This window comes from Rhodococcus sp. ACPA1 (genome assembly GCF_002300195.1).
In the GTDB taxonomy this organism is placed as follows: Bacteria; Actinomycetota; Actinomycetes; order Mycobacteriales; family Mycobacteriaceae; genus Rhodococcus_F; species Rhodococcus_F opacus.
This window is the reverse complement of record NZ_NSDX01000015.1, coordinates 23,807-50,627: the sequence shown is the minus strand read 5'-3', so window position 1 is coordinate 50,627 and position 26,821 is coordinate 23,807. Positions and strand designations below refer to the sequence as shown.

34 protein-coding genes and 1 pseudogene are annotated in these 26,821 nt (G+C 66.7%); 22 read left to right on the top strand and 13 right to left on the bottom strand.

Annotation, left to right across the window (positions count from 1 at the left end; all coding sequences use genetic code 11):
* Positions 1-41 precede the first annotated feature (41 nt).
* On the top strand, positions 42-1,451 hold the full coding sequence (locus tag CJ177_RS45010; RefSeq protein WP_061700131.1) for an MFS transporter: 1,410 nt from the start codon (positions 42-44) through the stop codon (positions 1,449-1,451).
* Here CJ177_RS45010 and CJ177_RS45005 read toward each other — a convergent pair.
* The 4 genes and pseudogenes from CJ177_RS45005 to CJ177_RS44990 form a co-directional block, all read right to left on the bottom strand.
* Complete coding sequence (locus CJ177_RS45005; RefSeq protein WP_061700132.1) at positions 1,448-2,284, bottom strand: CoA ester lyase; 837 nt, start codon at positions 2,282-2,284, stop codon at positions 1,448-1,450. The two genes, CJ177_RS45010 and CJ177_RS45005, sit on opposite strands and share 4 nt — an antisense overlap.
* 130 nt (positions 2,285-2,414) lie before the next feature.
* Positions 2,415-2,702, bottom strand: a complete 288-nt coding sequence (locus tag CJ177_RS45000; protein WP_005246421.1) for a hypothetical protein — start codon at positions 2,700-2,702, stop codon at positions 2,415-2,417.
* A 67-nt stretch (positions 2,703-2,769) separates the two neighbouring features.
* The gene (locus CJ177_RS44995) at positions 2,770-3,393 is read right to left on the bottom strand and encodes a transglycosylase family protein (RefSeq protein ID WP_095871017.1); all 624 of its coding nucleotides are present in this window, start codon (positions 3,391-3,393) and stop codon (positions 2,770-2,772) included.
* Positions 3,394-3,881: 488 nt separating this feature from the next.
* A pseudogene (locus tag CJ177_RS44990) lies at positions 3,882-4,004 on the bottom strand (LuxR C-terminal-related transcriptional regulator); the annotation flags it as partial.
* A 191-nt stretch (positions 4,005-4,195) separates the two neighbouring features.
* On the opposite strand from CJ177_RS44990, the gene CJ177_RS44985 reads away from it, so the two are divergent.
* The 6 genes from CJ177_RS44985 (at position 4,196) to CJ177_RS44960 (ending at position 9,279) form a co-directional block, all read left to right on the top strand.
* On the top strand, positions 4,196-5,800 hold the full coding sequence (locus CJ177_RS44985) for an AMP-binding protein (RefSeq protein WP_005246426.1): 1,605 nt from the start codon (positions 4,196-4,198) through the stop codon (positions 5,798-5,800).
* Between the two features lie 94 nt (positions 5,801-5,894).
* Positions 5,895-6,626, top strand: a complete 732-nt coding sequence (locus tag CJ177_RS44980; RefSeq protein WP_061700134.1) for a hypothetical protein — start codon at positions 5,895-5,897, stop codon at positions 6,624-6,626.
* 101 nt (positions 6,627-6,727) lie between these two features.
* Entirely contained in the window at positions 6,728-6,985 is a 258-nt protein-coding gene (locus tag CJ177_RS44975) for a hypothetical protein (RefSeq protein ID WP_082764373.1), read from the top strand.
* A gap of 129 nt (positions 6,986-7,114) precedes the next feature.
* Positions 7,115-8,518: a phenylacetate--CoA ligase family protein gene (locus CJ177_RS44970; RefSeq protein ID WP_061040932.1), complete on the top strand. Its 1,404-nt coding sequence runs from the start codon at positions 7,115-7,117 to the stop codon at positions 8,516-8,518.
* A 135-nt stretch (positions 8,519-8,653) separates the two neighbouring features.
* Complete coding sequence (locus CJ177_RS44965; protein WP_061040926.1) at positions 8,654-8,971, top strand: chorismate mutase; 318 nt, start codon at positions 8,654-8,656, stop codon at positions 8,969-8,971.
* Between the two features lie 41 nt (positions 8,972-9,012).
* Positions 9,013-9,279 (top strand): hypothetical protein, encoded by a 267-nt coding sequence (locus tag CJ177_RS44960; RefSeq protein ID WP_218835210.1) that lies wholly within the window; start codon positions 9,013-9,015, stop codon positions 9,277-9,279.
* 30 nt (positions 9,280-9,309) lie between these two features.
* On the opposite strand, the gene CJ177_RS44955 is transcribed toward CJ177_RS44960, so the two are convergent.
* Entirely contained in the window at positions 9,310-9,810 is a 501-nt protein-coding gene (locus CJ177_RS44955) for a DoxX family protein (RefSeq protein WP_063819493.1), read from the bottom strand.
* A 173-nt stretch (positions 9,811-9,983) separates the two neighbouring features.
* Between CJ177_RS44955 and CJ177_RS44950 the strand changes: the two genes are divergently transcribed.
* Positions 9,984-10,910 (top strand): LLM class F420-dependent oxidoreductase, encoded by a 927-nt coding sequence (locus CJ177_RS44950; RefSeq protein ID WP_025432612.1) that lies wholly within the window; start codon positions 9,984-9,986, stop codon positions 10,908-10,910.
* Between the two features lie 11 nt (positions 10,911-10,921).
* Here the strand turns inward: CJ177_RS44950 and CJ177_RS44945 are convergent, their stop codons facing one another.
* The 3 genes from CJ177_RS44945 to CJ177_RS44935 all read right to left on the bottom strand — a co-directional run bounded on the left by CJ177_RS44945 (position 10,922) and on the right by CJ177_RS44935 (position 13,856).
* Positions 10,922-11,308: a hypothetical protein gene (locus CJ177_RS44945; RefSeq protein ID WP_061700137.1), complete on the bottom strand. Its 387-nt coding sequence runs from the start codon at positions 11,306-11,308 to the stop codon at positions 10,922-10,924.
* A 205-nt stretch (positions 11,309-11,513) separates the two neighbouring features.
* A complete protein-coding gene (locus CJ177_RS44940; RefSeq protein ID WP_063886918.1) occupies positions 11,514-12,563 on the bottom strand; it encodes a sigma-70 family RNA polymerase sigma factor in 1,050 nt (349 codons plus the stop codon).
* 93 nt (positions 12,564-12,656) lie between these two features.
* A complete protein-coding gene (locus tag CJ177_RS44935; protein ID WP_061040934.1) occupies positions 12,657-13,856 on the bottom strand; it encodes a serine hydrolase in 1,200 nt (399 codons plus the stop codon).
* 1,010 nt (positions 13,857-14,866) lie between these two features.
* On the opposite strand from CJ177_RS44935, the gene CJ177_RS44920 reads away from it, so the two are divergent.
* From CJ177_RS44920 to CJ177_RS44870, 11 genes are all read left to right on the top strand, one after another.
* Complete coding sequence (locus CJ177_RS44920) at positions 14,867-15,196, top strand: hypothetical protein (RefSeq protein ID WP_226955486.1); 330 nt, start codon at positions 14,867-14,869, stop codon at positions 15,194-15,196.
* Positions 15,197-15,476: 280 nt separating this feature from the next.
* Positions 15,477-16,193 carry a hypothetical protein gene (locus CJ177_RS44915; RefSeq protein WP_005246455.1) on the top strand — a complete coding sequence of 239 codons (717 nt, stop codon included), beginning with the start codon at positions 15,477-15,479 and terminating at the stop codon, positions 16,191-16,193.
* Between the two features lie 5 nt (positions 16,194-16,198).
* Positions 16,199-17,377 (top strand): SRPBCC family protein, encoded by a 1,179-nt coding sequence (locus tag CJ177_RS44910; protein ID WP_095871033.1) that lies wholly within the window; start codon positions 16,199-16,201, stop codon positions 17,375-17,377.
* Complete coding sequence (gvpJ, locus tag CJ177_RS44905; RefSeq protein ID WP_060968971.1) at positions 17,374-17,787, top strand: gas vesicle protein GvpJ; 414 nt, start codon at positions 17,374-17,376, stop codon at positions 17,785-17,787. The genes CJ177_RS44910 and gvpJ overlap by 4 nt, the downstream gene beginning before the upstream one ends.
* A complete protein-coding gene (locus CJ177_RS44900) occupies positions 17,787-18,575 on the top strand; it encodes a GvpL/GvpF family gas vesicle protein (protein ID WP_005246462.1) in 789 nt (262 codons plus the stop codon). The genes gvpJ and CJ177_RS44900 overlap by 1 nt, the downstream gene beginning before the upstream one ends.
* Positions 18,576-18,578: 3 nt before the next feature.
* Positions 18,579-18,830, top strand: a complete 252-nt coding sequence (locus CJ177_RS44895) for a gas vesicle protein GvpG (RefSeq protein WP_005246463.1) — start codon at positions 18,579-18,581, stop codon at positions 18,828-18,830.
* Between the two features lie 6 nt (positions 18,831-18,836).
* A complete protein-coding gene (locus tag CJ177_RS44890) occupies positions 18,837-19,127 on the top strand; it encodes a gas vesicle protein (protein WP_005246465.1) in 291 nt (96 codons plus the stop codon).
* Positions 19,124-19,531, top strand: coding sequence for a gas vesicle protein (locus CJ177_RS44885; RefSeq protein ID WP_061698502.1), 408 nt, complete (start codon positions 19,124-19,126; stop codon positions 19,529-19,531). Before CJ177_RS44890 ends, CJ177_RS44885 begins: the two co-directional genes overlap by 4 nt.
* The gene (locus CJ177_RS44880) at positions 19,518-20,297 is read left to right on the top strand and encodes a GvpL/GvpF family gas vesicle protein (RefSeq protein WP_005246469.1); all 780 of its coding nucleotides are present in this window, start codon (positions 19,518-19,520) and stop codon (positions 20,295-20,297) included. The genes CJ177_RS44885 and CJ177_RS44880 overlap by 14 nt, the downstream gene beginning before the upstream one ends.
* Before the next feature lie 4 nt (positions 20,298-20,301).
* A complete protein-coding gene (locus tag CJ177_RS49275) occupies positions 20,302-20,511 on the top strand; it encodes a gas vesicle protein (protein WP_005246471.1) in 210 nt (69 codons plus the stop codon).
* Positions 20,504-20,836 (top strand): gas vesicle protein K, encoded by a 333-nt coding sequence (locus tag CJ177_RS44870; protein WP_005246472.1) that lies wholly within the window; start codon positions 20,504-20,506, stop codon positions 20,834-20,836. The genes CJ177_RS49275 and CJ177_RS44870 overlap by 8 nt, the downstream gene beginning before the upstream one ends.
* 22 nt (positions 20,837-20,858) lie before the next feature.
* On the opposite strand, the gene CJ177_RS44865 is transcribed toward CJ177_RS44870, so the two are convergent.
* The 3 genes from CJ177_RS44865 to CJ177_RS44855 form a co-directional block, all read right to left on the bottom strand.
* Positions 20,859-21,053, bottom strand: coding sequence for a CsbD family protein (locus tag CJ177_RS44865; protein WP_060968974.1), 195 nt, complete (start codon positions 21,051-21,053; stop codon positions 20,859-20,861).
* Positions 21,054-21,152: 99 nt separating this feature from the next.
* Positions 21,153-22,211 carry an S-adenosylmethionine:tRNA ribosyltransferase-isomerase gene (locus CJ177_RS44860; protein WP_005246475.1) on the bottom strand — a complete coding sequence of 353 codons (1,059 nt, stop codon included), beginning with the start codon at positions 22,209-22,211 and terminating at the stop codon, positions 21,153-21,155.
* Positions 22,208-22,918, bottom strand: coding sequence for an SDR family oxidoreductase (locus tag CJ177_RS44855; RefSeq protein ID WP_025432617.1), 711 nt, complete (start codon positions 22,916-22,918; stop codon positions 22,208-22,210). The genes CJ177_RS44860 and CJ177_RS44855 overlap by 4 nt, the downstream gene beginning before the upstream one ends.
* Before the next feature lie 244 nt (positions 22,919-23,162).
* Between CJ177_RS44855 and CJ177_RS44850 the strand changes: the two genes are divergently transcribed.
* On the top strand, positions 23,163-23,483 hold the full coding sequence (locus CJ177_RS44850; RefSeq protein ID WP_005246478.1) for a hypothetical protein: 321 nt from the start codon (positions 23,163-23,165) through the stop codon (positions 23,481-23,483).
* A gap of 52 nt (positions 23,484-23,535) precedes the next feature.
* Here CJ177_RS44850 and CJ177_RS44845 read toward each other — a convergent pair whose 3' ends face one another.
* Complete coding sequence (locus tag CJ177_RS44845) at positions 23,536-24,126, bottom strand: class I SAM-dependent methyltransferase (protein WP_095871016.1); 591 nt, start codon at positions 24,124-24,126, stop codon at positions 23,536-23,538.
* 201 nt (positions 24,127-24,327) lie between these two features.
* Here CJ177_RS44845 and CJ177_RS44840 point away from each other — a divergent pair, with 201 nt between their 5' ends.
* Complete coding sequence (locus CJ177_RS44840) at positions 24,328-25,362, top strand: Gfo/Idh/MocA family oxidoreductase (protein WP_095871015.1); 1,035 nt, start codon at positions 24,328-24,330, stop codon at positions 25,360-25,362.
* A gap of 272 nt (positions 25,363-25,634) precedes the next feature.
* Here CJ177_RS44840 and CJ177_RS49045 read toward each other — a convergent pair whose 3' ends face one another.
* Positions 25,635-26,132 (bottom strand): alpha/beta fold hydrolase, encoded by a 498-nt coding sequence (locus CJ177_RS49045; protein WP_231914078.1) that lies wholly within the window; start codon positions 26,130-26,132, stop codon positions 25,635-25,637.
* Positions 26,133-26,437: 305 nt separating this feature from the next.
* Between CJ177_RS49045 and CJ177_RS44830 the strand changes: the two genes are divergently transcribed.
* Entirely contained in the window at positions 26,438-26,779 is a 342-nt protein-coding gene (locus tag CJ177_RS44830) for a hypothetical protein (protein ID WP_060968978.1), read from the top strand.
* Positions 26,780-26,821 lie beyond the last annotated feature (42 nt).

Sequence of the window (26,821 nt, the reverse complement as noted above, 5' to 3'; positions counted from 1 at the left end):
CCCTTGACCTCGAGTCCACTCGAGATTTTAGCGTGGAGTGCATGACAACGACCGCCCCGTCACCGGCCAGCTGGTCCGCACTGCTCGGACCCCGTTACCGCTCCACCTCCGCCGTCCTCGCCGGCGGCGTCGGATTGCACGCCGTCAACATCTTTCTGACGACGAGCCTGCTGCCCACCGCCATCGGCGAGCTCGGTCGCGAATCGCTGTACGCGTGGAGCGCGACCGTCTTCATGGTGGCGTCCGTGATCTCGTCGATGACCGTCAGCCGACTGCTCGCGCATCGCGGGGCGCTCGGTGCGTATCTGTTCGCTCTGGCTCCGTTCTTCGTCGGCACGATGATCTGCGCCGTCAGCCCGTCGATGGAGGTGCTCCTCGTCGGACGAGCGGTCCAAGGGCTCGGTGGGGGCTTGCTCGCGGGGCTGAGTTACGCGGTACTGCGCGAGGCGCTACCGGAACATCTGTGGGCCCGCGCGACCGCGCTGGTCTCCGCGATGTGGGGCGTCGGAACTCTGGCCGGACCGGCGATCGGTGGGCTGTTCGCGCAACTCGGCCAGTGGCGTCTCGCGTTCGTCGCGCTGGCAGTGGTCGCCGCCGTCATCGCCGTGCTCGCGCCCCGGGCGTTGCCGCGCACCGAGCGTGTGCGTGGCGGCGAACCCGCGCCTGCCACGTCTCTCGTACTGCTCACCCTCGCGACGATCGCGATCAGCGTGGCGGGCATCCTCGGCAACCGGACCCACATGCTGGCCCTGATCGCGGTCGGGGCCGCGTTCATCGTTCTCTTCCTGGCCTGGGAGCGGCGATCACCGCGCCGAGTGCTGCCGCAGTCGACGTACACCCGGGCGTCGTCGCTGAAGTGGATCTACCTCACCATCGCGGTGCTCGCGTCCGGCACCGTGTCGGAGGCCTTCACACCCCTGTTCGGTCAACGGCTCGCCGGACTGGTGCCGTTCGCCGCGGGATTCCTCGGCGCCATGATGTCGGTGGGATGGTCGGTGACCATGATCTTCAGCTCCGACATCTCCCGCCCGCGTGCGCAGACGGCGGCGAAGATCGCCGGACCGCTGATCCTCGCCGCCGGACTGCTCCTCACAGCGGCCCTCTGGCGTGAAGACGCCGGACTGGGCGTGGTGATTCTGTGGTCGGGCGCCCTGGCCGCCGCCGGTGCCGGGATCGGCCTCGCCTTCCCTCACCTGATGGTCGCCGCCATGCGGAGCACCGACGACGAGCAGGAGGGGGCCAAGGCCGCGGCCGGACTCAACACGGTCGAGTTGATCGCCATGGCCGTCGGGTCCGCGGTCGCCGGTGTGCTGGTCAACCTCGGTGCGCCCTCTGCCCTCACCTCGGCACGAGTGCTCTTCCTCGGCCTCGGCGTCATCGCGGCAGCCGGCGTGTTCACCGCGTACCGCGCGACCCGGCAGGCCGAGCACGAGGTCGCCCGGCCATCCTAGGCTCGAGACGCGAAGTGGTCTGCGCGACGGAGAATGTCGTGGGCACGGGCAAGCTGTGGCAGATGCCCGCCGTGAGTGACGCGGCTTCCGTCCGCGCCCAGACGCTCGATCGTCGTTTCCGCCCACGAGATGTCGTCCGCGTCGGGTGAAAACGCGTTATTGATCACCGGCACCTGCTCAGACGCGAGGGTCAGTTTTCCGGTCATCCCCATTTCGCGGGCCAGTCGCGTATCGTCCCGGACGACCTCGGCGTCGCGCGACAGCGTCGGTCCGTCGATCGGAGCTCCGATCCGGGCTGCCCGGCTGGCATTGACGAGCCGGGATCGGGCGTACGCCAACGCCATCGGGGTTCGCCCGGCACCGGTGTCGCGGCAGTAGTCGCCGATCCCGAACGCGAGTCGACAGACGGGAGCGCTGCGAGCGATGTCGTCGACTGCCACGATCGCGGCCGCGGACTCGACGAGGGCGACCACCGGAACACCGGATAGCTCCGCAGCGGTGTCCCGTACCTGTTCGGGCGCTTCGGTTTTCGACAGCATCAGTCCGCGCAATCCGGGCAGACCGCGGATCGCGTCGAGGTCTCGGTACCAGTGCGGAGTGGTCGCGTCGTTGATTCGCACCCAACCCGCATTCCGTGCGAGCCACTCGGCGGTGCAGGCTCGCCCCTCGTCCTTCGCCGCGAACGGCAAGCCGTCCTCGAGGTCGATGATCAGCGAGTCGGCGCCGGACGCAGCCGCAGCCGCGAGGACCTCGCTCCCGACTGCAGGAACCAGAAGCCAACTCCGCGCCATGGCGACGTCGACCCCGCTGCGCTGGGCTGTCTCGACACTCATTCTGCTCTTCCCTCGGCCATACCGAGGAGTCTGCGCGCGGCCCGGAGGCGACGCACTCGACGAAGCGGAGTGCGGGGACGGTGTTCGGTCACCGCTTCGTCAGGTGCGCCTCCGATCCCGGCAGTTCACCTCAGAAGTCGAAGCCCCAGGAGGCCGGGTTGAAGACGACGCGATACCAGACGTTGGTCGGTTCATCGAAGGTGCACGGCACGATCACGGCTCCCGACGTCTGTTCGAGCGCCGCAGCCTTCCCGCAGAAGTATTCCGCGCCTTCACCAGACGTCTCGGCACGGTACACGGGGCCGATGTGCCAGGGTTCGGCACTTGCGGTTCCGGCCCCCACGGTGGCTCCGAGGACGAGGGGTGCGGACAGTATCCCGACCAATGTTGCGGTACGCCGAGCGGACTTCTTCTGCACGAGATCTCCTTCGTAGGCGACGACACGACGGTTCTGTGTGATTAGTTCGCACAAGAACCGTCGGACGTTACCGGGGAGTCGACGCCCGCTCCTCGAACACCTGACCCGACCCGTTCTGCTCGGCAAGTTCACGGGCGCTGTTCAGCGCTTCCTGGGCCGCCGCCTTCACCGCCGCCTTCACCGCGGCGGAATCGTCGACGGTCGCAGGCGCTTCGACAACATCCGGCGTCTCGACAACATCCGGCGTCTCGACAACATCCGGCGTCTCGACAGGGTCAGGAGTTTCGATGGCCGGTGCAGGTGCAGGTGCAGGTGCAGGCGTGGTGTGGGGTACCTCGACGGGCGCTGTGCCGCCCTTCTTCAGGTACTGGCCGCACACGGGCCACGCGCCGGGGCCCTGGGTTTTCAGGACGTTCTCGGCGACCCGGATCTGCTCGGCCTGACTGGCTTCCGAGGCCACGCCCGTTCCGCCGTTGGCTTTCCAAGTTTCCGGTGTGAACTGCAGTCCGCCGTAGAACCCGTTTCCGGTGTCGGTGGTCCAGTCGCCGCCGCTTTCGCACTCCGCGACTTCTTCCCAGTCGTGCGGGGCGCCTCCGGCGGTTCCGGCGCCCGGCCCGAGCAGAACGGTGACTGCCGCCCCGATCAGGGCGATCCAGCCGAGGGTGTGCTTCTCCATGTTGCGAGTGGTCATGCTGGCTCAATCCTCTCCGCGCGTGCGGACGCGGCGTGCCGGCGACAACGCCTCGGTTGTCGGTCCGGCCATCCCTTTCGGTGCCTCGTCCCGCGCCTCGAAGGTGTCGGGATTACGAACCCGCGTCGGCAGATCTGCAGCGGCGGGCCCCCGAACGTGGCCTCCTCCCGAAATTCACACGGCATGAACAAGGTACGGATGTTCGACTATTGAGAAACGCGAGTGAAAATTGTGCTGTTCTGAGGTTTCGATACCGTTTCGACGTCATGTCGTGACAAATCCGTGACGCGCCAGAGGGGCTCGTGAATGCCACAGTGGCTCACCCATTCCCGCTCGGCGGCGTGGTCTCGATTTCGACACGGCGCCGGCGCGGCGCACCCTCCGAGCCCGTCGTCGTGGCAGCACTCTGCCCGGACGGCCGATCCGAACGAGATGAACAGCCTTCGAACGCAGGGCATCTCGGAATCAGTACCCGAGACGGTGACAGGTCAGGGAAGCAAACCCTGTCGCCGGGCTTCCACGACAGCTTCCTGCCTGCTGCGCACCTCCAACGTGCCCATCAGATTGCGCATGTACGACCTGACGGTCTCGACGCTCAGCGACAGCCGCTCGTGCGCCAGGGTGTCGTTCTCACCCCGTGCGTGATCGGCCGCGAGTTCGAGTAGTCCTGAACCCCGATCGGGCGCAGCACCGCTTCGGCATCCCACCTCGGAGGGTAGCGGTGCGGGCGTGTTGTTCCATAACGTCATCGTGGGCGTGTATCGCCCGTCAGAGCACCTTCACCACATCTCGGAGGTTTCCAGTGTCCGGACCGACCCTCTCGCCCGCGAACCACACACCGCTCAGTCCGCTGCGCTTCCTCGAGCGCTCGGCGACCGTGTTCCCGGACCGGGTCGCCGTCATTCACGGCGACCGACGCTACAGCTATCGCGAGTTCGGCGACGAGGTCGAGAGACTCGCCCGGGTCCTGCGAAGCCGGATCGAGCCCGGCGACCGCGTTGCGTTCCTGTGCCCGAACACCCCCGAGATGCTGTTCGCCCACTTCGCGGTGCCCCTCGCAGGTGGCGTCTTCATCGCGCTGAACTCGCGACTGGCGGGCCGCGAATTGGAGTACATCCTCGAGCATTCCGGGACGAGCCTGCTGTTCGTCGACTCCGAACTGGTCGGATCCGTCGCGACCGCCCGCGCCGCCGTCCCGAGTCTGCGCGAGGTGATCGAGATCCCCGACTCCACGATCGCGCGGCCGGTGGTCCCGGAGGGGATCACGACCGGGCTGTACGCCGACTTCCTCGCGGCCGCGGACGACGTCGACGGCACCCTGCTGCACTGGGGTGTCGATGACGAACAGCAGGTGATCGCGATCAATTACACGTCCGGGACCACCGGGAAACCGAAGGGCGTGATGTACACGCACCGCGGTGCCTACCTCAATTCCCTGGGCGAGACGTTCCACAACGGCTTCACCGGGTCCACCAAATACCTCTGGACGCTGCCGATGTTCCACTGCAACGGATGGTGCACCCCGTGGGCGGTCACGCAGGCCGCCGGCACGCACATCTGCCTGCGCGCGGTGCGCGCCGATGCGATCTGGGACGCCATCGACACCCTCGGTGTCACTCACCTGTGCGGCGCTCCCGCCGTGTGCTCCACAATTGCCGAAGCGCCCCAGGCACATCCGGTCGACGCACTGCGGATCACCACGGCCGCGGCGCCGCCGTCACCAACTGTGATCGCCCAGTTGGAGGCGATCGGCGTCACCGTCGTCCACGTGTACGGGCTGACCGAGGTGTACGGGCCGTACACGATCTGCGAGTACCAGGAGTCGTGGAGCGAGCGCACCCCCGAGGAACGCGCCTCCCTGCTGTCCCGGCAGGGCGTGGGCATGGTGCAGGCGGAGAACGCCCGCGTCGTCGACGCTCAGATGAACGACGTCCCGGCCGACGGCGAGACCATGGGCGAGATCGTGCTGCGCGGCAACAACGTCATGCTCGGCTACTACCGCAACCCGGAGGCCACTGAGGAAGCCTTCGCGGGCGGCTGGTTCCACACGGGCGATCTCGGCGTCCTGCACCCGGACGGGTACATCCAGCTCAAGGACCGCGCGAAGGACATCGTCATCTCCGGCGGCGAGAACATCTCGACCATCGAGGTGGAGCAGGCATTGAGAACGCACCCCGCCGTACTCGACGTCGCGGTCATCGGTGTCCCACATCCCAAGTGGGGTGAGCGGCCCAAGGCATTCGTCATTGTGAGGAAGGGGGCCACGGTCACGGCTGAGGAACTCGTCGAGCACACCCGTGGGCGCCTCGCGAAGTTCAAGGTCCCCGATGAGATCGTCTTTCCCCACGAACTCCCCCGCACCCCGACCGGGAAGGTCCTCAAGTTCGAACTTCGAAACTCGAATTGACTGTCTCGCAGGCAGCGTGTGGGCGCCGACTCGGTCGCGAAAACGGAGAACAAAACCTTCCAGTCGGACTTTTTCTATGGCATCGTAACGGTCCATGGGGGAACCGGGAGTCGACGCGATCGCCATCTACCACGCAGCGGGCCACCGGGTCACACCGATGGTGGCGCTCGACTACAGCGTCGAACCCGGCATGCAACAACGCTTGCTGCGAAGGTTGGCGGGGCGTGGATGGCGGGATCCCAGCCCCGTCTTCGACGGCGTCGACGGCGTGACGTCGGCAGTGCTGTCGTTGCGATCGGTCGACGGGCGCACCCTGTTGATCGAGGACGACACGGACGTGCTCTTCGAGGGCGTCGTCGTACCTCCGCACGGGTGGATCGACCACGTTCGAGCCCTCGGCGCGGTCGGCGTGATCGCCGGGGCGGGCATCACCTCTACGCCCGACTGGGAACGGCAACTCCCCCGGTTGGCCCGCGAGAGTGAACTGCTCGGTTCCGTCGCCACGGTCACCCTCACGAACGCCTTCGGCAGGGAAGACTTCAACGCCTTTGCCCACGAGGTGATCTCGGCATTGCGGCCGGCACTGCCTCCCGCGGCGCTGCACGACACGGGCTTCGCGCTCGAGGACGACCGGCCCCAGCGCGCGGTCGTCGAGGTCGTGGCAAGTGCGGCGAGACACCGGGTGGTCGTCCCCGCACGAATCTTCGACATGCTCCACCGCCGCGCCACAGACCACACATCGTTCGGGTGGAGGGACTCCCGAACACTGAAACGGCTCCTGCGAAAGGTTCGCACCGACGAACGCGCACCGGCCGCCGACCTCTGAAGGCCCGGCCCCGTTACGTTGGGAAGATGCCTCTCCGCTACCACGTCACCTCCGTGCTGAAACGCGCATCAATTTCGCGCCACGGCTTGGACTGGAGCCGAATGAGTGCTGCCCCCGGTATTGCCGGCAGCCGGCGGCCGGAGCAGGAGGGTTGCTTTCTCGCCGCCAACGAGTGGGAACGCGACTGGTTCATTCAGATGAACAACACGGGAGGGTCGGTGGACGTGTGGGAGGTCCGAGGGATCAACGCTGACGACCTGATCCAATCTCCAGAGGGCCACTACTACTTCCCCGGTGTCATCCCAGCCACCGAACTCCGCTTGATACAGCGAGACGTACCCCCGGGCCGGCGGGGTTGAGCCGCTCGGAGACGTGTGGGCACCGAGCTGGGTTCGCGCACGTGCCTGACGGCCGGTGCGGCGCTGTGCAAAACTCGGAAGGGCACGTACGAACGTGCTGCGCCGGACCATTGTGATGCGGAGGGCGTCATGTCCCGATCGGTTCCCGGAGGTGCTTCGGAATACGCGGAGCACACGGCGTACGACCGTGTGCGCGCCGGCCAGGTGAATGCGGTTCAGGCCGCCCTCGAGGATCACATGGGACGCCTGGATTGGTCGAGAGATCAGATCGAGCGCTACCGCACCGAGCGGCTGCGGGCCCTCCTCGCGCACGCACGCGAGCGGTCGCCCTTTCATGCCCGGAGACTTCGTGGTCTCGATCCGTCCTCGGCCTCGGTCGCCGACCTGGCGTCGCTGCCGATGATGACGAAGCGGGACGCCCAGGACGAGTGGGATGCGATCGTCACGGTTCGCGACCTCGACCGCGAACGCGCCGAACGGATTCTGTCCGAGCAGCAATGGTTTTCGTACACGTCGGGCGACGAGCAGATCTTCAGTTCGGGTGGGTCGAGTGGTGTCCGCGGCGTCTACGTCTGGGATTGGCAGTTCTACGTTTCGGCGGCGTGCCTTGCCTGGCGGGTACAGGCGCGCGAGGAACGGCGGACGCCGTCGGTGCGGTCTCCCGCACGGCTGGCCGTGCTGGCGGCCGGTGTCCCCCCGCATGCGAGCACCCCACTGTTCGACGTGCCGACCGCACTGGGGATGGAGACCGTCGTGATCCCGGCGGGCGCACCGTTCGACGAGGTCGTCGCCGCGGTGGCAGCTGCCCGGCCCACGCACCTGGTGGGCTATGCGACGGTGATCGGACGACTTGCCCGAGCGGCCGTGGCGGGTGATCTGATGATCAGTCCCGTGCGGGTGAGCACGAACTCCGAGCCCCTGCTGGACGAGGATCGGCAGGCCATCCGCGACGCCTGGTCGGTGCCGATCCACAACCTCTGGGGGTCGACCGAGATCGGCGTGCAGGCCGTGGGTTGCGGATACGGCGAGGGCCTGCACGTGTGCGAGGACGAGGTTGTACTCGAGCGTGTCGATGACAGTGGCACTCCGGTCGCAGCCGATGCGCCCGCGGCGCGAACGCTCGCCACAGGTCTCGCCAACCGCACGTTTCCCTTCATCCGGTACGACCTCGGAGACCAGGTCACATTGCTACCCGGTAGGTGCGCGTGCGGAAGCGCGTTCGCGCGCGTCGCCGACATCGGTGGGCGGCGCGACGACGACTTCCGGTACGGAACGACGCTCGTGCCCGCGAGCACTTTCCGTTACGTCCTCGGCGCAGACCCGCGTATTTCGGAGTATCAGGTCAGACAGACGGTCGACGGAGCGGAGATCTTCGCGGTCGGCGACCCGGACGTCGCCGCGCTGACGCCGGCTGTCACCGCGGCGTTGCGCCGGCAAGGTGTCGCCGACCCGCAGGTCCGGATCGAGGTCGTCGACCATCTGCAGCGTCATCAGGCGAGCGGGAAACTGCAGCGGTTCATCGCACTGCGATAGACCCGAAGTGCACCGCGGTACCCACTCGGGTGTCGAGTCGGCCGGGGGTCGACGATCTGCACCCCAGGGTGTCTGTCTTCACGGCCACTCCCGTCCGAGGATGGTCATACACGGTCACCCAGTCGAGGAGCAACGATGACGGACACTGATTGCGGTGCGGTCGCCGAAAACGCTGCGGGCGCATCACCTGCCGCGACAGATCTGAGTCGCGTTCACGCCGAGATCGCCCGCCTCGACGCGGAGATCCTGGACGCGGTCAATCGCCGTCTCGCTCTCGCGCAGCTCGCGGCCCGAACCCGGGTCGAGTCCGGTGCACCGATGGTCGCGCTCGGCGGGGAGACGGACGTGATCCGCCGGTATCAGGACGAGTTGGGTCCCCGCGGCTCGCTGCTGGCCCTGGAATTGCTCCGGCTGGCGCGGCCACCCTTCTCGTCGACGTACCGAACTCGGTAGCCCACCCACTCTCACCTCGGTCGATACCGAGCACGAGAGCAGTGCCCAGCAGTCGTCGTGACGCTGGGCACTGTTCGCCTGTCCAGCGCAATCCGGTGCGCCAGATCCGGCCGCGACACCGCAAGCGCCCCCCACCCGACGTCACCCCCCCGGATCCTCCGACGGCGGATGCGACCGCGGCTGTCGAACTGAAGGCGGCACTCGAACAACTCCGCGACGCCCCACCGCGGGGCGACTTCAGTGCGTTCGGTGCCGCCCTCGACCGCCTCCAGCAAGCGGTCGATGCCTGTCTCACCTCCGGGGGATGACGGTCATCGTCCCGGCTCACGGGAAGCTGTTCAGGCGTTCACCTCACGCAATTCGGTGGTAGGTCCTTGTTCGCCGGCGGTGCCATCGTCGCCGTCGTCGGACTGCGCCGTACGCCCACCGCGAGCAATGAGGCGATCGAGCGAGAGAGCGCCGGCGCCCAGGAAGATCATCAGGAACAGGGCCCAGCAGAAGATGGCCGAGAGCTCACCGTTGTTCTGGATGGGGAGGACGCCGTCCGGCTGATGACTCCAGAAGTAGGCGTACGCCATCGAACCCGAGGCAATGAAGGCGGCGATTCGCGTCCCCAGGCCGAGGAACAACGCGGCGCCACAGACGAGTTGGATGACTGCGCCCCACCAACTCGGCCAGGCACCTACCGCTGCGGTATGCCCCCCATGAGGTGCGGTCGGCCACGCGAACAGCGTCGACGCGCCGTGGCAGAAGAACAGGAAGCCGATAACCGCACGAAAAGCCGCGATGGCATAGTCGACACTGGGGCCGTGAAGGCGTGAAATGCTCTTAGTTGTCACATCGCAGAAGATAAGGCATGCCTGCCCTAATCGTTTCCCCACCACGTCGATGGGACACAGCCACATGGGAAAACAGACCCACGTGTGTCGAGCATCACATTTATCCTGTGGTCCTGGATTTCCTCATCGCATTCGGTCACCGGCCGAGCCACTCGGGGTGCATCGTGAAGTCCATGCGTGATTTCCGATTCTCGTTCAACATCTTCGGCTTCGAGTCCCGCGACGCCCTTCTCGACCGATGCCGACTCGGCGAGAGCGCCGGCTACGACACCGTGTTCGCCGCGGACCATCTCGGCGCCCCGGCCCCGTTTCCGCTGCTGGTGGCCGTCGCCGATGCCACCCGCTTGCGAGTCGGAACCCTGGTGCTCAACGCGCCGTTCTGGAATGCGGCCCTCCTCGCCCGCGAGATCGCGACGACGGACGTCCTCACCGACGGAAGACTCGACATCGGACTCGGTGCCGGACACATGAAGTGGGAGTTCGACGCAGCTGGTATCGAATGGAAAGCCCTCGGCGGACGGGTGGAACAGTTGTCGGAGATGGTCGACGGCCTGCGCACCTTCTTCACCGCGGATCTCGACGAGCTACCCGAGGGCCGCGCTCTGCCACGACCGTTGCAGCGGAGCGGATTCGGCGGCTCGGGTCCGCCCCTGATCATCGGCGGCACCGGCGACCGGGTGCTGCGGGTCGCGGCGGCCCACGCAGGCATTGTCGGCGTCGCGGGGGCATTTCAGATTCCGGGCCGACCCCCGGGCACCTTCCGCCTCGCCACCGCGGACGAGACCGCCGAGCGAATTCGGTTCGTACGGACACATGCCGGCGCGCGAGCCGAAGACATCGAGTGGCATCTACTGGTCCAGATGGTCGTCGAGACGGATGACCGCCGGGCCGCGGCGAGCGAGATCGCGGACCGGCTCGGTGGGACGATGTCGGTCGGCGACGTCCTCGACACCCCGTATGTCCTCGTGGGGACCGTGGAGGAGATGGCCGAGCAGCTCCGACGCCACCGGGAGCGTTACGGTTTCTCGTACATCACCGTCCACGAACCGTATCTGGAGGTGTTTGCGCCCGTGATCCGTCAACTCCGCGAACAGAGTTGACGGACAACGACTCACGGGGTGTTGATGTATTCCTGGATGGCCTGCTGCGCCCGGGGGTTGCCCTGTCCGATACCGACGATCGCGCCGGTGATCGCCCCGATCGGCGTGCCGACGATGCAACCGGCGAGACTGCCGGGGAACATCGAGACACACCCGACGCCGAGACCGATCAGCGCGCCGATCGCCGTCCCGGCCGCTCCCCCGTTGGCCCAGCCGACGCCGAGCTCGTTGAGCATGTTCTCGAGGGCCTTCTGCTTGTCGACCTCGTGCCTGCCGGGGATCGCCAGGGCCGGCGTTCCCGTGTTCGGTATGACCGGGTCGGCGTGGGCCGTACCCGCCCCGAGTGTCACCGTCGCTGCGACGAGGACCGACGCTGCCGATTTCTTGATCAAGTTCATCGCGATCCCACCCTGCTGAAGAAGGAAAAACCGGTTCCGACTGTAACCTGCGGCTGCATCATCGGTGGCGAAACCGCGGCATCGGAAGACTACCTCGGCGATTGCCCGCCGGCACGGGTGAAATGTTCGGCTCGAGGTCTATGTAAAGATGTGCGCGCCCGTCGTGGTGCCGCCCGTGGCGCACAGCATGTCGCCGAAAAAGGGGTCAGGGCAGCGATTCGGGCAACCCGAACGGCTCGAAGTGTTCCGGCCCGAGGAACGAGGTCAGGTCCGCGATCTTGGTGCCGCGCAGGGTCAGCACGGTGATCGACCAGCGCAGGTGGGTGCCGGCGTCTTCGTCCCACAGGTAGAAGGCGACGGCGGGCTGCCCGTTCGCTCCGACCGGGAGGTGACGCCACGAACCGCACCCCGTGAGCGGGACCCGGACCGCGAAATCGGTGACCGCGTCGAGACCGCGGTACCAGTGCGCCATCGGCGGCATCGACCAGGTGACATCTTCCGTCAGCAGGGCAACCAGGGCATCTGTGTCACCGCGTTCCAAAGCAGTGGAGTACCCGGCGACGAGGGCACGCAGACGCGTGTCGCCCATCTCCCGCAAAGTGTGCGCCTGCGTCACCGGCGGAATCTTCTCGGCGACGACCGCGCGTGCCCGCTGCAGCGCGCTGTTCACCGACGCCCTCGACGTGTCCATGGTGTCGGCGATCTCGGCGGCGGAGAAACCGAGGACTTCGAAGAGAAGCAGGGCCGCCCGCTGATTACCGGGCAGATGTTGCAGTGCCGCAACGAACGCCAATTCGACAGCCTCGCGTTGCTCGTAGTGTGCGGCCGGCCCCGCCGAACCGGCGGCCAGACCCGCGGCGGCGTAGGGCCCCAGCCAGGCCACGTCCGTGACGGGGACGTCACCGATGACGGCACGATCACTGGACGGGCCCAGGTCGACGGGCAGGGCCCGCTTACCGCGCGATTCGACGGCGTCCAGGCACGTGCGCGTCGCGACGGTGTAGAGCCAGGAGCGCAGCGTGCTGCGACCTTCGAACCGAGCAAAACCGCGCCACGCCCGCAACAACGCATCCTGCAAAGCGTCGTCGGCGTCGTGACTGGATCCGAGCATGCGGTAGCAATGGGCGTGCAGTTCTCGGCGCAACGGTCCGACCAGGCGGGTGAACGCGGCATCGTCTCCGTGGCGCGCCCTGGCCAAGTCGGCATCCTCGGCTTCTGCCGCCGCGTCGGGTGTTCGTGCGGACATGTCGGTCACAAGGGACGATTCTGCCCGACCGCCGGCGGTCGCGCCGGCGACCGGGAAAGGCATAGCGCTCGCGCGCATCGGACCGTGGCACCGCGCACCACGTCACCTGGTGGTGGTCGGGGCTGGTGTGGGCGCCAGCGACATCCCGGCGTAGACCTCGTCGAGAACGGTGGGCAGCAAAGCGTTCGCCGTGGTCTTGCCCTCGGGCGACAGGGTCAGGTTCGTCCAGATCACCAGCGTGACGTCGTTGTCCGGGTCGTAGCCGATGAACGAGTTGAAACCCGGCAGCTCACCGCCGTGGTAGTACATCGAGGCGTTCGGCCCGAAACGCTGATAGCTGATGCCGTACCCGTATTGCTGCCCGTCGGGTGTGCTCGGATCCTCGGGTTGCAGGCTGTGGAGCCATTGCTGCTGGTACTCGGCATTCAGGACATTGCCCGACACCAGTGCCCGGATCCACGTGGCCAGGTCGTCTGCCGTGGAGATGGCGCCACCGGCAGCGGTGGCGTACGAGGAATTCTGGTTGGTGTAGTCGAGGGGTTGAAGTGTTCCCGCTCGTGCGGCGGCCTGCATGTCGGCGGGATACTCCTCGTCGACCATCGCGTAGGACGATTCGCCGTACATGTAGCCGTGCGAGTAGCGATCCGGGATGGTCGCGGCGTCGGCGGCAGCGGGAAGCGAGGTTTGCTGCAACCCGAGGGGTCCGAACAATCGATCCCGGAATTGCTCGGCCAACGGGCGCCCGCCGACCTTCTCGGCGATCAGACCCAGCAATGCGTAGTTCGTATTGCTGTACTCGTAGGACGTGCCCGGCGGGAATTCCGACGGGTGCCGGAACGCGATATCCAAGACCTCTTGCGGCGTCCACGCCTTCGCCGGGTCGGTATCCAGAGTGGCCGCGAATTCGGGCGAGTTCGTATAGTTGTAGAGCCCACTGCGCATCGTCAACAGCTCTGCGACGGTGATGTTCTCGCCGTTGGGCACGTCCGAAACGTAGGTGGACACCGGGTCGCCGAACTCGAGCTTCCCGTCCTGGGCGAGGAGCACGGTCAGCGCCGCAGTCATGGTCTTGGTGTTCGACGCGATCCGGAAATGGGTTTGTTCGTCAGGCGGCGTCTGCGCGCCCAGTTCGGTCGTACCGACCACGGCGCCAAAGGTCCCCTGTGGGGTGCGGAGCTGCACCACCGCGCCGGGCACGAGCAGCTCCTCGGCCGCAGCGTTCACGGCGGACTGGAATGCAGCCGGATCGATGGGTTTCAGCGCCGACCCCTCTGGTGCGGCCGCGGTCGTCGCGGCGGGCAGTGCACCGTTCGACGTCGGCGAGGTCGTCGGCTCGGAAGTGGTCGAGCAGCCCGCGATCGCAAGGGCAACGCCCACCGCGAGCACACCGGCGCGGGTGGTATTCAGTGTGCGGTAACGACGCCCTCCGGCCCTCCGGCTCGGCACGTTCTCCGCCGGGGAATCCCTCATCGTCAGTATCACCGCCTCTGCGGCAGGGTCCGATACCGCGCCGATGAGCGGTACCAGCTGGGCAGATCTCCGTGTGCATCGTAACCCCGGTGCCCGCCCGCTCCTTCGACTTCACCGGAACAATCTCCCGCGGAAAAAACATACTTCTCCTTCACGATCGGCCCCCGGGAGACAGAATGCGGGAACCGCACGGACACCCGATCACCGGCTCACCTCCTCCGACCCGCTCATCGTCACCCGCAACAACCCGCCCAGACGAACGCGGCCTCGGAGATCAGTACATCCGCCGCACCTGTAGCGCCCACGAAAATCCGCTCGCGTTTCAAGAATGGTCGCGAGGGTAATTGCGGTGTATGGGCGCACGAGTGAGGACAAGCGGCCGGAGCACACCGGCCAGGCCTGACCGTGGAGGCACTTCCTCTCACAGCAAGACCACGGACAACGACAGCCCGATGGCCACCGCCACGTCGGCGACAATTCGATCGCACCAGACTGCGAAGAAGTCGACGCCGCCCTCGGGCGCAGCCTCGGGGCGGCTGCCACGAAGACGACCGTTGCCCCCCAGGCGACCGGCAGCCGAGAAATCACCCTCCACGTCACGCCGCAGCGTCCCCCGGAGAAGTAAGCCGGCGCCCCCACCGTCGCGAACGGCCCACCCCACGAAGCCGACGGCCCGGAAGCATCCCCGAGACACCGGGTCCCACGAAACGGCGCGCCCTCGGTCCACCACGCCGACCCGTCAGCGCAGGCCCGACCCGATCTCGCACGAGACCGAACGCGGACTCTTGTCGCGGTCGGTCGAGGCGGTCATCGCATGGCTGAAAAACCACGTTCACCGGCTCATGGACGCGATGCGAGAACACACCGAGACGGTGATGCAGAATATTCGGCAGCAGTTCCGGGAATGGATGGACACGCTCGTCGACACGATCGCGCAGAGCGACGCGGGGATCAACGCCGTAATTGCAGGCATTCGGGCCGCCCTGACCGGCAAGAATCCTGTGTGGGCCGCGATCAAAGCGCTCGTGTCCGGGTTGAGCGGCAAGGCCAAGGTCGCCCTGGTTCTCGTCCTGGTCCTCGGGTCCCTGCTCGCGCCGGTACTGCTCGTGGTCCTCCTGCTCGTGCTCGTCGTCGCGGCGCTGGTGGCGGCGGTGCGCGCCGCCGCCAAGTGAACGCCCACAATCTTCACCGTGAACAGGGTTGCCGCTGAGGCACTTCCGATTTTCGGTGCCAATCCGCAATCTCGAGACAGTCCGCGTGGATGCGTGGCCGCGGAAAGCTGCCCGAACCGAATTTTTTGGTGGTGGTTGAGTGTCCCGCGGCTGGGGTAGTCGACAAGCGGCGCCCCATACCGCGCACGGTTTTGCGAGACATTTCCGAGGACGGTTCTGCCACACATTGCCGAAGTGGGCGAGCGGTGCGCCGGCGACTACTCGGTAAAGGGGTTCGACGATGAAAACCAAAGGTCAGGTGGCATTGGCCGTCGGCGCAGGATACATGCTGGGCCGTACACACCGGATGAAGATGGCACTGATGCTCGCGGCCGCGGGCGCGACCGGACGCTTCCCCGGCGGGCCACGCGATTTACTGGAACGCGGTACGAAGATGCTCGCGAGCTCCCCCGAGTTCGCCAAGATCAGCGACTCGGTGCGCGAAGAGCTGGTCAGCGCGGCGAAGGCCGCAGCGGTCACCGCCGCAAGCCAACGCATCAATTCGCTCAACAACCGCCTCCTGTCCAGCGGCGGAGAAGTCGTCGGCGACGTGGGCGACACCGTGGACGACGCTGCGAGTGGTGTCGGCAATTCCGTAGGCAAGCTCAGCAGGCTCGGAAAACTCGGTCGCAAGCGACGCGGCCGGTCCGAGGACGAGGAGTACGACGAGTCCGAAGTCGAGGAAGAGCCGGACGAACAGTACGCCGACGAGGAAGACGAGTACGAGGAGCCCGACGAGGAAGACGCCGCCGAGGAAGATACCGCCGACGAGGAACCCGCCCCACGCAAGCGGCCCGCCGCGCGTCGACGGACTTCCAGCAACGGCAGCTCCCGGCCGACCAGCAGGTCGCGGAGCGCGAAATCCGACGAGGATGACGAAGAGGCCCCAACCAGGGGCCGCAAGACACGGGCGAAGGCCACGACTAATTCTGCGCCCGTCCGGCGCGGCGGACGGTGAGCACGATGACGAACGCCGCGAAGAAACTGCGAGAAACCGCACCGGGTGACGGCAACGGATCGTCCAGCGTGCTCCAGGAAGCAATGCAGAGGCTGGTCGGCACGGTGGCCGACAAGGCACTCTCGACTGTCTCCGACAAGGTGCAGGGTGCATCCGGGAGGCTCACCGATTACGCCGAGGGTGGCGGCGGAAGCCTGCTGTCCGCGGTCACCGGCAAAGAGCAGCAGGGTGACGGCAACGGGGACGAGAAGGGCGATGGCAAGTCACTGTTCTCCGGGTTGACGGACAAGGTGAAGGACACGGCGTCGGATGTGAAGGACGCGGTCACTGGTGGTGGCGGTGGCGGTGGCGGTAAGGGCAAGAAGCTCAAGTTGACCAATATCGTCGAAACGATCGATGTCGGAGTGCCGGTCCAGCTGGTCTACAACCAATGGACCCAATTCGCCGACTTTCCCTCCTTCATGAAGAAGGTCGAGCGGGTGGAACAGGAATCGGACGAAAAGGTCGAGTGGAAGGCTCAGATCTTCTTGTCGCACCGAACCTGGGAAGCGTCGATCATCGAGCAGGTTCCCGACGAGCGGATCGTGTGGCGCTCGAAGGGTGCCAAGGGTTTCATCGACGGGGCGGTGACGTTCCACGAGGTGACTCCCGACCTCACCCGCATCGTTCTGATCCTCGAGTATCACCCGAAAGGACTATTCGAGAAGACAGGAAACCTGTGGCGTGCACAGGGACGACGAGCACGGCTGGAATTGAAACACTTTGCACGCCATGTCATGACGCAGTCCGTTCTCCATCCCGACGAAGTCGAGGGCTGGCGCGGAGAGATCCGGGACGGCGAGGTAGTCGAGCCCGAAGAGGACGAGGCGCAGCCGGAAGAGTCGGAAGAGCTCGAGGAAACCGACGAGCCCGAGGGCGACGAGGCTGAGGGCGACGAGGCCGAAGGCGACGAGGCCGAAGGCGACGAGGCTGAGGAAACCGACGAAGACGACACCGAGGAAACCGACGAGGACGCGGGCACGGAATCAGACGAGGAGGAGGAAGCAGAAGCACCGCCGCCGCGGCGCCGAGGTCGCCCGCGCAAGACCGCGGCTGCCGCTGAGGACCAGGGCCCGAAACGGCGAGGGCGCCCGCGCAAGACTGCCGCGAAGACGGCGAGCTCGCGACAAGGAGCACGACGATGACGGCAATACAACCGGCGGGGGGAGGTGGTGGCGGCGTCAGCGGCGGTCCCAGCTCGAGTAGCCTCGCCGACGTCATCGACACAATCCTCGACAAGGGTCTCGTCATCGACGCCTACGTGCGTGTCTCGCTGGTCGGCATCGAACTGCTGACGATCGATGCACGCGTCGTCGTCGCCAGTGTCGACACCTACCTGCGGTTCGCGGAGGCCGTGAACCGGCTCGAAATCGGCAGTGGCGAGCCGAAGGGCCTGACGGATCTGGTTGGGGACGTCACCGAGGGCGGCGCCAAGTCGAAAACCAAGGGCGCGATCGAGTCCGCGGGTGAGAAACTCGGCGACATCCTCGGCGGCGGGCAGGAAGAACCTGAGCGCGAACGTGTTTCGCGCAAGTCCACTCGAGGGGACAAGTGATGTCTACGTCAAACCAGAGCACCGACGCACCCGACGAGCCGCGCACCAGCGGTGTCTACGTGTACGGCATCGTGCCCGCCGATGTGGAAGCCGAAAAAGACGCGGTCGGAGTGTGTGACGGACCGGTCAGCATCGTCAAGCACGGCGACATCGCAGCGCTCGTGAGCGAAATTTCGGTGGACAGGCCGCTCGGCAAGCCCGAGGACCTCCGAACCCACGCGCACGTGCTGGATGGCACGTCTCGTGTGGCACCGGTGCTCCCGCTTCGTTTCGGGGCAGTCATGACCGATGAGGACGCTGTCGCGGAGGAGTTACTCGCGGCACACGCCGAGGAGTTCGCCGCCGCGCTGGAGGAACTCGAAGGCCGAGCACAATACGTCGTGAAGGGGCGATACGTCGAGCAGGCGATCCTCCGAGAAATAATCGAAGAGAACGAACAGGCGAGCAAGCTGCTCGGCACGATCCGGGATCAGCCCGAGGAGACCACCCGCGACGCCCGGATGGCCCTCGGCGAAATCGTCAGTAATGCCATCGAGGCCAAGCGGGACGAAGACACCCGCAAGGTGGTCGAGGCACTCGACTCGCTGTCCGATTCGGTCAACGTCCGGGAACCGACTCACGAGGAGGAGGCCGCGCAAGTAGCCGTCCTCGTCGAGGTCGCACGGCAGGAAGAACTCGAGAAAGCAGTGGGAGAACTGGCCGAGCAGTGGGACGGCCGGGTCGACATGCGCCTGCTCGGACCGCTCGCCGCCTACGACTTCGTGGTCACGCAGAAACCGGAGGGCTGACCGATGGGTCTCCTGTCGTTCATCGCCACGCTGCCGCTTGCCCCCGTTCGCGGGGTGATCTCGTTAGCCGAGTTGATACAGCAACAGGTCGAGGAGGAACTCCACAATCCCGCGAGTGCGCGCCGCGCACTCGAGGAACTGGAGGACGCACGTGCGGCAGGCGAGATCTCCGCCGAGGAGGAAGAGCAGGCACAGCAGGCCATCCTCGATCGAATGACCGGAACGGCACATCCCACCGGTCCGGAGAGGGAGTGACGGGCGATGGCAGAAGAGGAGCCACCACCGTTGCCGGCACCCGAGATCGCCGAGATCGCGACGCGTGACATTGCGCAGTTGACCGGCAAGAAACCACTGGGTGCGACCTCGGTCATGCCGACCGACGACGGCTGGGCGGTGGAGGTGGAGGTAGTCGAGGATCGACGAATCCCGTCGTCGACGGACATGCTCGCGATGTACGAGGTGGTGTTGGATCTGGATGGAGAGCTGTTGTCCTACCGCAGAACCCGCCGCTACATCCGCGGTGTCGGTGACAGTGGGAGCACGCAGTCATGACCATCGCCGGCGGCGGCGCGAGCAACCTTCCGCAGAGTTCGGGCGGCGGAATGGGCGGCGGGCACCAGTCGACGAACCTCGGCGAGATCCTCGAGCGGGTGCTCGACAAGGGGCTCGTGATCGCCGGAGACATCCAGGTCAACCTGCTCGACATCGAACTGCTGACCATCAAGGTGCGACTGGTGATCGCCTCGCTGGAAACCGCGAAGGAGGTGGGCATCGATTGGTGGGAGCACGACCCCTGGCTGACCGGCAGGAACAGCGACTTCGAACTCGAGAACCGGAAGCTTCGGGAGCGGATCGCCGAACTCGAGTCCGACAGGTCGGTTCGCCCTGCCGTCGAGGCCGCGGAAACGGTCGAGGTGGAGGCGAAACGTCAGGAGCCCGGCGATGACGGCGGATGAGGGTGTCTGGCTTTACAGCATCACCACCGACAGCATCGGCGACGCACAACTCGCCGGGGTCACCGGTGTGGCCGGCGAGCCGGTCCGCGCGGTGGCGTCGGCGGGTCTCGCCGCGGTGGTGGGGACGGTGAGCCTGAGCGAATTCGGGCAGGAACCTCTGCAGCGCAACCTCGAGGACCTCGACTGGCTTGCGGCAACCGCGAGAGCACACGACAGTGTGGTGGCTGCCGTGTTGCGCTGCGGTCCCACGGTTCCATTGCGGTTGGCAACCCTCTACCTCGACGACGATCGCGTTCGCCTCCTCCTCGACGAACGACAGGAGGAGTTCAGCACAGCGCTGCGCCGGGTGACCGGACGGAGTGAGTGGGGTGTCAAAGCGTTCGGAGACGCAAAGGTGCTGGCGCAGAACGTGAAAGAGGAACCTTCCGCGACCGGCGCGAAGGGAAAGGGGACCGCGTATCTGCTGCGTCGTCGTGCGGAGTTGAGCGCACAGCAAGACGTGGAACGCAGGGCGGCCGGCCACGCGGGCGAGATTCACTCCGCGCTCCTGGGCCGTGCCGTCGACGGGCTTCGACGGCAAGTCACCGATCCGGTGCTGACCGGTAAACGGGCCTGGATGATCTTCAACGGCACCTACCTCGTGGACAACGCACGGATCGACGACTTCGCTGCGCTCGTGTCGGCACTCGACGCCGAACGCCCGGGCATCACACTGGATCTGACCGGACCGTGGCCGCCGTACTCCTTCGCCGGGATCGACGGGTGAGGCCATGAGCGAGATGGTCCCCGCGGACGACACTCGCCGCATCGCGCTCGTCGACCTGCTCGATCGGGTGCTCGGCGGTGGTGTCGTCATCACCGGCGAGATCACCCTGTCGCTCGCCGACGTCGACATGGTCCGGATCTCGCTGCGCACGCTCATCGCATCGGTCAGCGCACTCGTCCCCGACCCGGTCGGGCCGGAGCCCGCCGATGACTGAGTCCGAGCCCATCGATTCGGATGCCCCGACCGACATCGGTCGTCGGGTTCTGCCACAGCGAATCGACGCCGACCCCGAATCCGTCGAGAAGGGCCTGGTCACGCTGGTCCTGACGATCGTCGAGCTCTTACGCCAATTGATGGAACGGCAGGCGATACGCCGAGTCGAGCACGGCGATCTCAGCGACGAGCAGATCGAACGCATCGGCACGACGCTCATGCTGCTCGAGGAGCGGATGGCGGAGTTGCGTGAGCATTTCGATCTCACGCCCGAGGACCTGAACATCGACCTCGGGCCGCTGGGGCCGCTGCTGTCGAACGAGTAGTCCGGACTCGCCCGAGGTTCGGTCAGTGTTTGAGGGCGTTCTTGATCTTCTTGCCCGCGTCCTTGACCTTGTCTCCCATCTGCTTGGTGTTGCCTTTGGCCTGTTCCTTGCTCCCCTCGGCTTCGAGGTGGGCGTTCCCGGTGGCCTTGCCGACTGCCTTCTTGGTGGCGCCTTCGGCGGTTTCGACCTTGTGCCGGATCTTCTTTCCGATGTTCATGACGACGTCCTGTCCTCTGTGATCCCTTCTGAATTGCCGAGATCACCAGTTTCAGTCAACTCGCCCACGGCGCCGCTGTCGAGAACCGCGATTGCATCGTCACTGTCGCAGCAACAGCGCACTGTCCCCGAACTCGTGCCACAGGTATCCGCGTGAAAGAGCCTCGTCGTAGGCGCGACGGACTGCCGCCTCCCCCACCACCGATTCGAGCAGCATGAGATGCGACGCCCCCGGCGCGTGCCAGCCCGTGACCAGGCCGTCCACCACCCGTGCCGGCCTCTCCGCGCTCAGTACCAGGTCCGTCCAGCCGGCGCCCGCCACCGACATGCCGTCAGAAGTGGCCTGGGTCTCGAGGGCCCTCGTCACGGTGGTGCCGACCGCGATGACGCGACCTCCGGCGGCGCGCCGGTCGTTGACCAGACGCGCCGTCTGCTCCGGCACCTCGTACGGCTCCGGTATCGGTGGCTCCCCTCGCTCCGGCGAGGAGACACCGGTGTGCAGCAGGATCGGCGCCACGACCACCCCCGAGGTCGCCAGGTCGGTGACCATCGGATGGGTGAACGGCCTCGCAGCGCTGGCCATCTCGGCGCTTCCGCCACTACGGCCGAAGATCGTCTGGTACGACGACAGAGGCCAGCGTTCGTGGACGTACGCGTAGGTGATCGGACGGCCCGAGGTGGCGAGCAGTTCCGCGGCTACATCGGCGACGCCGTCGATCGAGGCCCTCCACAGCCTGGTCGAACCGTGGGGCCAGGGTTCCACGAGGGTCGCAACAACGCCGCGCGGCAAAATGATCCGCGTTCCCGCCGCGACCGTGTCGAGGGCGCCGGAGGCCGGTCCCGGCGCTCGCACCTCGACCGCCCAGTCCCCGTTCCCGAGGTCGGTGGAGAAGTGCGCGACCACAGGTCCCACCGCGTCGACGGTCCCGTCCACCGCCGCGGCCAACGTCGACGACGCGTTCACCACCACCACGTCGCCGGCCTCGAGGAAGTGCGGCAGGTTGTGAAATCTGGTGTGTTCCACCCTGCCCCGATCGGAGACCAGCAGCCGCACCGAGTCGCGCGGCAGCCCCCGGCTCTCCGGTGGACCACTCGCCTCCAATCGCCGAGGCAGCGCGAACCGGAACTCGGCCGCGGAGGGGACGTGTGCGCGGGTCACGACGTCACCCCTGTGTTCGCTGCGACCGCGAAGTCCGCGGCGCGGTACCGGCCGCTGGGTGGGCTCGTGTCGAGCAAATGCAGCAGCGCAGGCACCACGGTCTCCGGATCGGGCCGATCCGAGATGTCCTCGCCGGGGAACGCCGCCTGGTGCATCTCGGTGCGCATGTCGCCGGGATCGAAGGCGTAGACCGCAAGGCCGGGTTCCTCGACCGCCAGCACCGCGGTCGCGTGGTCGAGCGCCGCCTTCGCGGCCCCGTACCCGCCCCAGCCCGCATACGCCTCGACCGCGGCATCCGACGAAATGTTGATCACGGTCCCGCCCGCGTCCCGCACATGCGCGATCAGCGCGGCGATCAAGGCGAGCGGGGCGAGCACATCGGTCGCGAAGACCTGCGCCAATGCGTCCTCCGGATACCGGGCGAGGGTGGGCATCGGGCTGGGTCCGAGCGCGCTGGCGTTGTTGAGCAACAGATCCAGTCGTCCCCGCGCCGCGATCTCGACGGCGATGCGCTCGCGCTGCCGTGGATCGGTCACGTCACCGGGGAGTGCGGTGATGGTGTGTGCCCGCGCGGCAACCCGATCGAGCGGTTCGACCCGCCTCCCGGTGATGATCACCTCCCAGCCACGCTCCGCGAGCGCGAGTGCGCTCGCCCGTCCCAGCCCTGCCGATCCTCCTGTGATCAGCGCCGTCCCGGTGCCGTTCATCGCAGACTCCTTGCCTCCAGTGACATCTGCGACCATCGTGAAACCTAAAGTCCACTTCATGTCAAGGACGGTGGGTGGAGCGTGCCGCCTGGCCGATTCACGCGGCGCATACCCGGGGTGGGATTTCCGGGTGGAGCGGACGATAATTGGGGTCCTACCGTGAGACGAATGCGTCACGGGAGACGACCCGCCCGGAACCCGGCGAGCTGAATCCGGGGCGCCCACCGAATCGAGGGTGAATCGCATGAACACATTCGCAGTGCGCTCGGCGCTCGCGGCGGCCGCCGCACTCGCCATCTTCGCCGCACCCGGGGTCGCGGCCGCGGCACCGAACCTGCACGGGGATCCGAACACTCCGGGCACACAGGTTCAGGTCGAGAGCGAGCCGGGCGACTCGAACAGCTACACCTGCGGGGCAGTCGGCGTCGCGGGAGCCGGAGTCGGGTCGAATTCCTCCGGTGGCGCCGGTCAGGTCAACGGCGCATACTTCGGGCCCGGCCCCGTCCAGGGCGGCTGCGTCGGTAGCGACGGGTCGGTCTACTTCCCGACCGGAAACGCCGAATGACGGCACGCACTAACGAAATGCCGACCGTTCACCGGGCCGACCCGCCCGCCGGCTAGATCCGCTCGATGGTCGCAAACCAGGCCGGTGCGCCGTCGTCGTGGAATCGCGTCTCGATCCGGTCCGGTTCAATGGCGGCGACCTTCCATCCATCGCTGGGGTCGAACGCCGCTCTCAGCTCCTCCCGGCTGACGGGGTGCGGGCCGGTATCGGGACCATCGTCGCTGAAGCACAACACATACACGGTTCCGCCGTGTTCGGTCACCGACGCCAAACTCGCCACGTAGCGTGGTCGCTCGGCGGCGTCGAACGTGTGGAACAGTCCGCAGTCCAGCACGATCCCGAACCGGCGCCCCATACTGTCCAACTGGAACGCGTCTGCCACTGCGAACTCGACCTCGATCCGGCGGTCGTCGGCCTTCTCCCGGGCGATCGCCAGTGCCGTCGCAGCCACGTCGACGCCCAGAACCTGCAATCCCAGCGAGGCGACGTGAAGAGCGTTCTCGCCGGTCCCGCATCCCGCATCGAGCACCGCTCCGGCGAATCCACCTTCGGATGCCACCCGCACGATCGCCGGCTGCGGCCGGCCGACATCCCACGGCGCAGGCCCCTCGTGGTAGGACGCATCCCAGGGCCGTCCCGTCATCCGTTCGTGACTGGTTGGCTGCCGACCGCTGAACGGATCGTCGGCGTGGGATCCTGATCGCTCCGACAATGTCGTCGCCTCCCTGCAAGTGATCGTGCCACCTCATCCTGGCACGGCACTGCGCGGTTCTCGACCCTCGACACCGCGACTGCCTGCTCTACAGACATAGATTGTTCGAATGTCTTAACATATAATCCACGCATGAGTATGAATATCGGAATCGTCGGGTACGGACTGGGCGGCCGCTACTTCCATGCACCGTTCGTCGAAGCGGCCGAGGGAATCACACTGGGCGGCATCGTGACCCGCTCCGCCTCACGTGTCGCCCAGGCTGCCGCAGGCTTCCCTGGAATACCGGTGTTCTCGAGCCTCGGCGAGCTCATCGACTCCGGCGTCGATGCCGTCACGATCACCACCCCACCGCAGACGCGGCGCGAACTCGTACTCGAGGCGATCGGGCGGGGTGTGCACGTGGTCGCGGACAAGCCCTTCGCGCCGGATGTCGAGACGGCCCGAGAGTTGGTAGCAGCCGCAGACGACGCCGGCGTGCTGCTCAGCGTCTATCACAACCGTCGATACGACGCCGACATCCGCACGCTGAGGTCGGTGTTGCCGCGACTCGGCGACATCTGGCGTATCGAATCCCAATTCGACCTGGACGGTGCCGACACGCTCGAAACCGGCCCGACTGGCGGGTTGCTGCGCGACATGGGCGCACACGTCGTCGACCAGATGCTGTGGTTGTTCGGTCCGGCAGAGAGGGTCGACGCCCACCTCGATTATGTCGACCGCCCAGAGGGGCGCACCGACGCCGGCTTCGTCGTCAATATCACTCACCGCAGCGGGGTCTATTCGAGCGTCTCGTCGAGCAAGGTCAACCACTTCGAGGGACGACGGCTGCGGGCGTTCGGCAGCTTGGGCGCCTATGTGGCGGACGGTACGGACGTGCAGGCACAGACTCTCTTCGCGGGGACGCGGCCCGTCGACGATCCCGCCGGGTGGGGTTACGAACGACGGGAACGCTGGGGCGTCCTCCATACAGCAGAGGGCGCGGAAACGGTCCCGTCGCAACGGGGTTCGTATCAGGACTACTACACGGAATTCGCGGCCGCCGTTGCCGGCACCGGCGAGCAACCGGTGCCTGCCCGCACCGCGCTCGGCACCATCGCGGTGTTGGCAGCGGCGCGTGAAGCCGCGGAGAGCGGCGGCACGGTCGTCGTGCAGTCCGTCGACTGACCGGTAGCGACTGCGGCGGCGCTTGCCACGGTTCGGGGCTCAGGACGCGGAATCGAGAAATTCGGCGACAACCCTGTTGAACGAATGTGGTCGTTCCATGTTCGTCGCGTGGCCTGCGCGTGCGACGACGGTCGACGCTCCGTTCGGTGCGAGTGCTGCGGCCGCGGCGGCGTGTGCTGACGGCCAGAACTCGCTGTCGGAACCGGCAACGATGAGCACGGGAAGATCGCTCGCACGGATCGTCGAACACCAGTCGCGTTTCGCATGATCGTTCAACAGGGCGAGTTCCGGTGGCGACAGGGATCGGTCGACGCGGCCCATCGCGGCGAGCAGGCGGACCAACCGCATACCGCGTTTCCAGATCGGGGTGCCGTGGCCGGTCGAGGGAATCCCGTTCGCGAAGAACGTGTCGACCTTCTCCTGGTCGTAGCCGTAGACCCGTACGCCCACTCCGGCGCATTGAGCATCCGCGGAGTCTGATCGACCACAACCGCGGCACGAAGCCGCCCCGTGCCGTACGTGTCGACGTACGACCAGATCGTGTTTGCGCCCATCGAGCCTCCGATCATTGCCGCATCCCGCAGGTCGAGTTGCTCGATGAGGGCGTGCACGAGTCCGGCGCGTGTCTGCATCGTCGTGCCGTGCGGCATGGCGGGAGCCGTTCCGTGGCCCGGCAGATCCACCGCGATGACGCGGTGACCTGCCTGGGTCAGCGACGGGATCTGATAACGCCACGACGTGGCGGGGGCTGTGAAACCCGCCAGCAACATCACGCTCGACGAGGATCGGCCGTCACCGTGCACGGTGTAGTCGATTCGAGCCCCGCCGGATTCGATGGAAGGCACTGCTTCTCCTCTCCCCCACTGGTCCCGGCTGACGCGCCATGGTGCCCGCCTGCGGTCACTGCGACGGTAGTACGGACACGGGAATCCATCCATGGAGAACATCTCCACTCCGGCGCGGATTCACTGTGGAACCGAGATTCCTGCACCGCGGGTGTAACGTTCCGGGCCCTCGCAGACACCATTCGAATAGCTGTGGACGCTGGGCCCACGCATTCGAACAGGACTACGAAATGCACACCTCACTTCCCCACTCCGAGACTTCGCACGCGGCGAATCCGTCGGGCGCAGTGAACCGTCTCCCTCGAATCCCCCTGCGAAACCGGTTCGCCACGGCCGCCGTCGCCGCCGCGCTCGCCGTCATCCCCCTCGGAGCCGCCACCGCCATCGCGACAGCGGCCGAACACCCCGTCACGACAGTCGCCGCACCCACCATCCCCGGCGATCGCGGTGACCACGGTGACGGCCCCCGCCACGACCGACAACGCGACCAACGGCAAGAACGCAGGGACCAGAGCATGACGCTCGACGAACTCCTCGTCGGTTGGAACAGCAGCCAGATCTACCAGATGTGACGACGCGTGACCGGGGACGACGCCATTTTTCGTCGTCCTCGG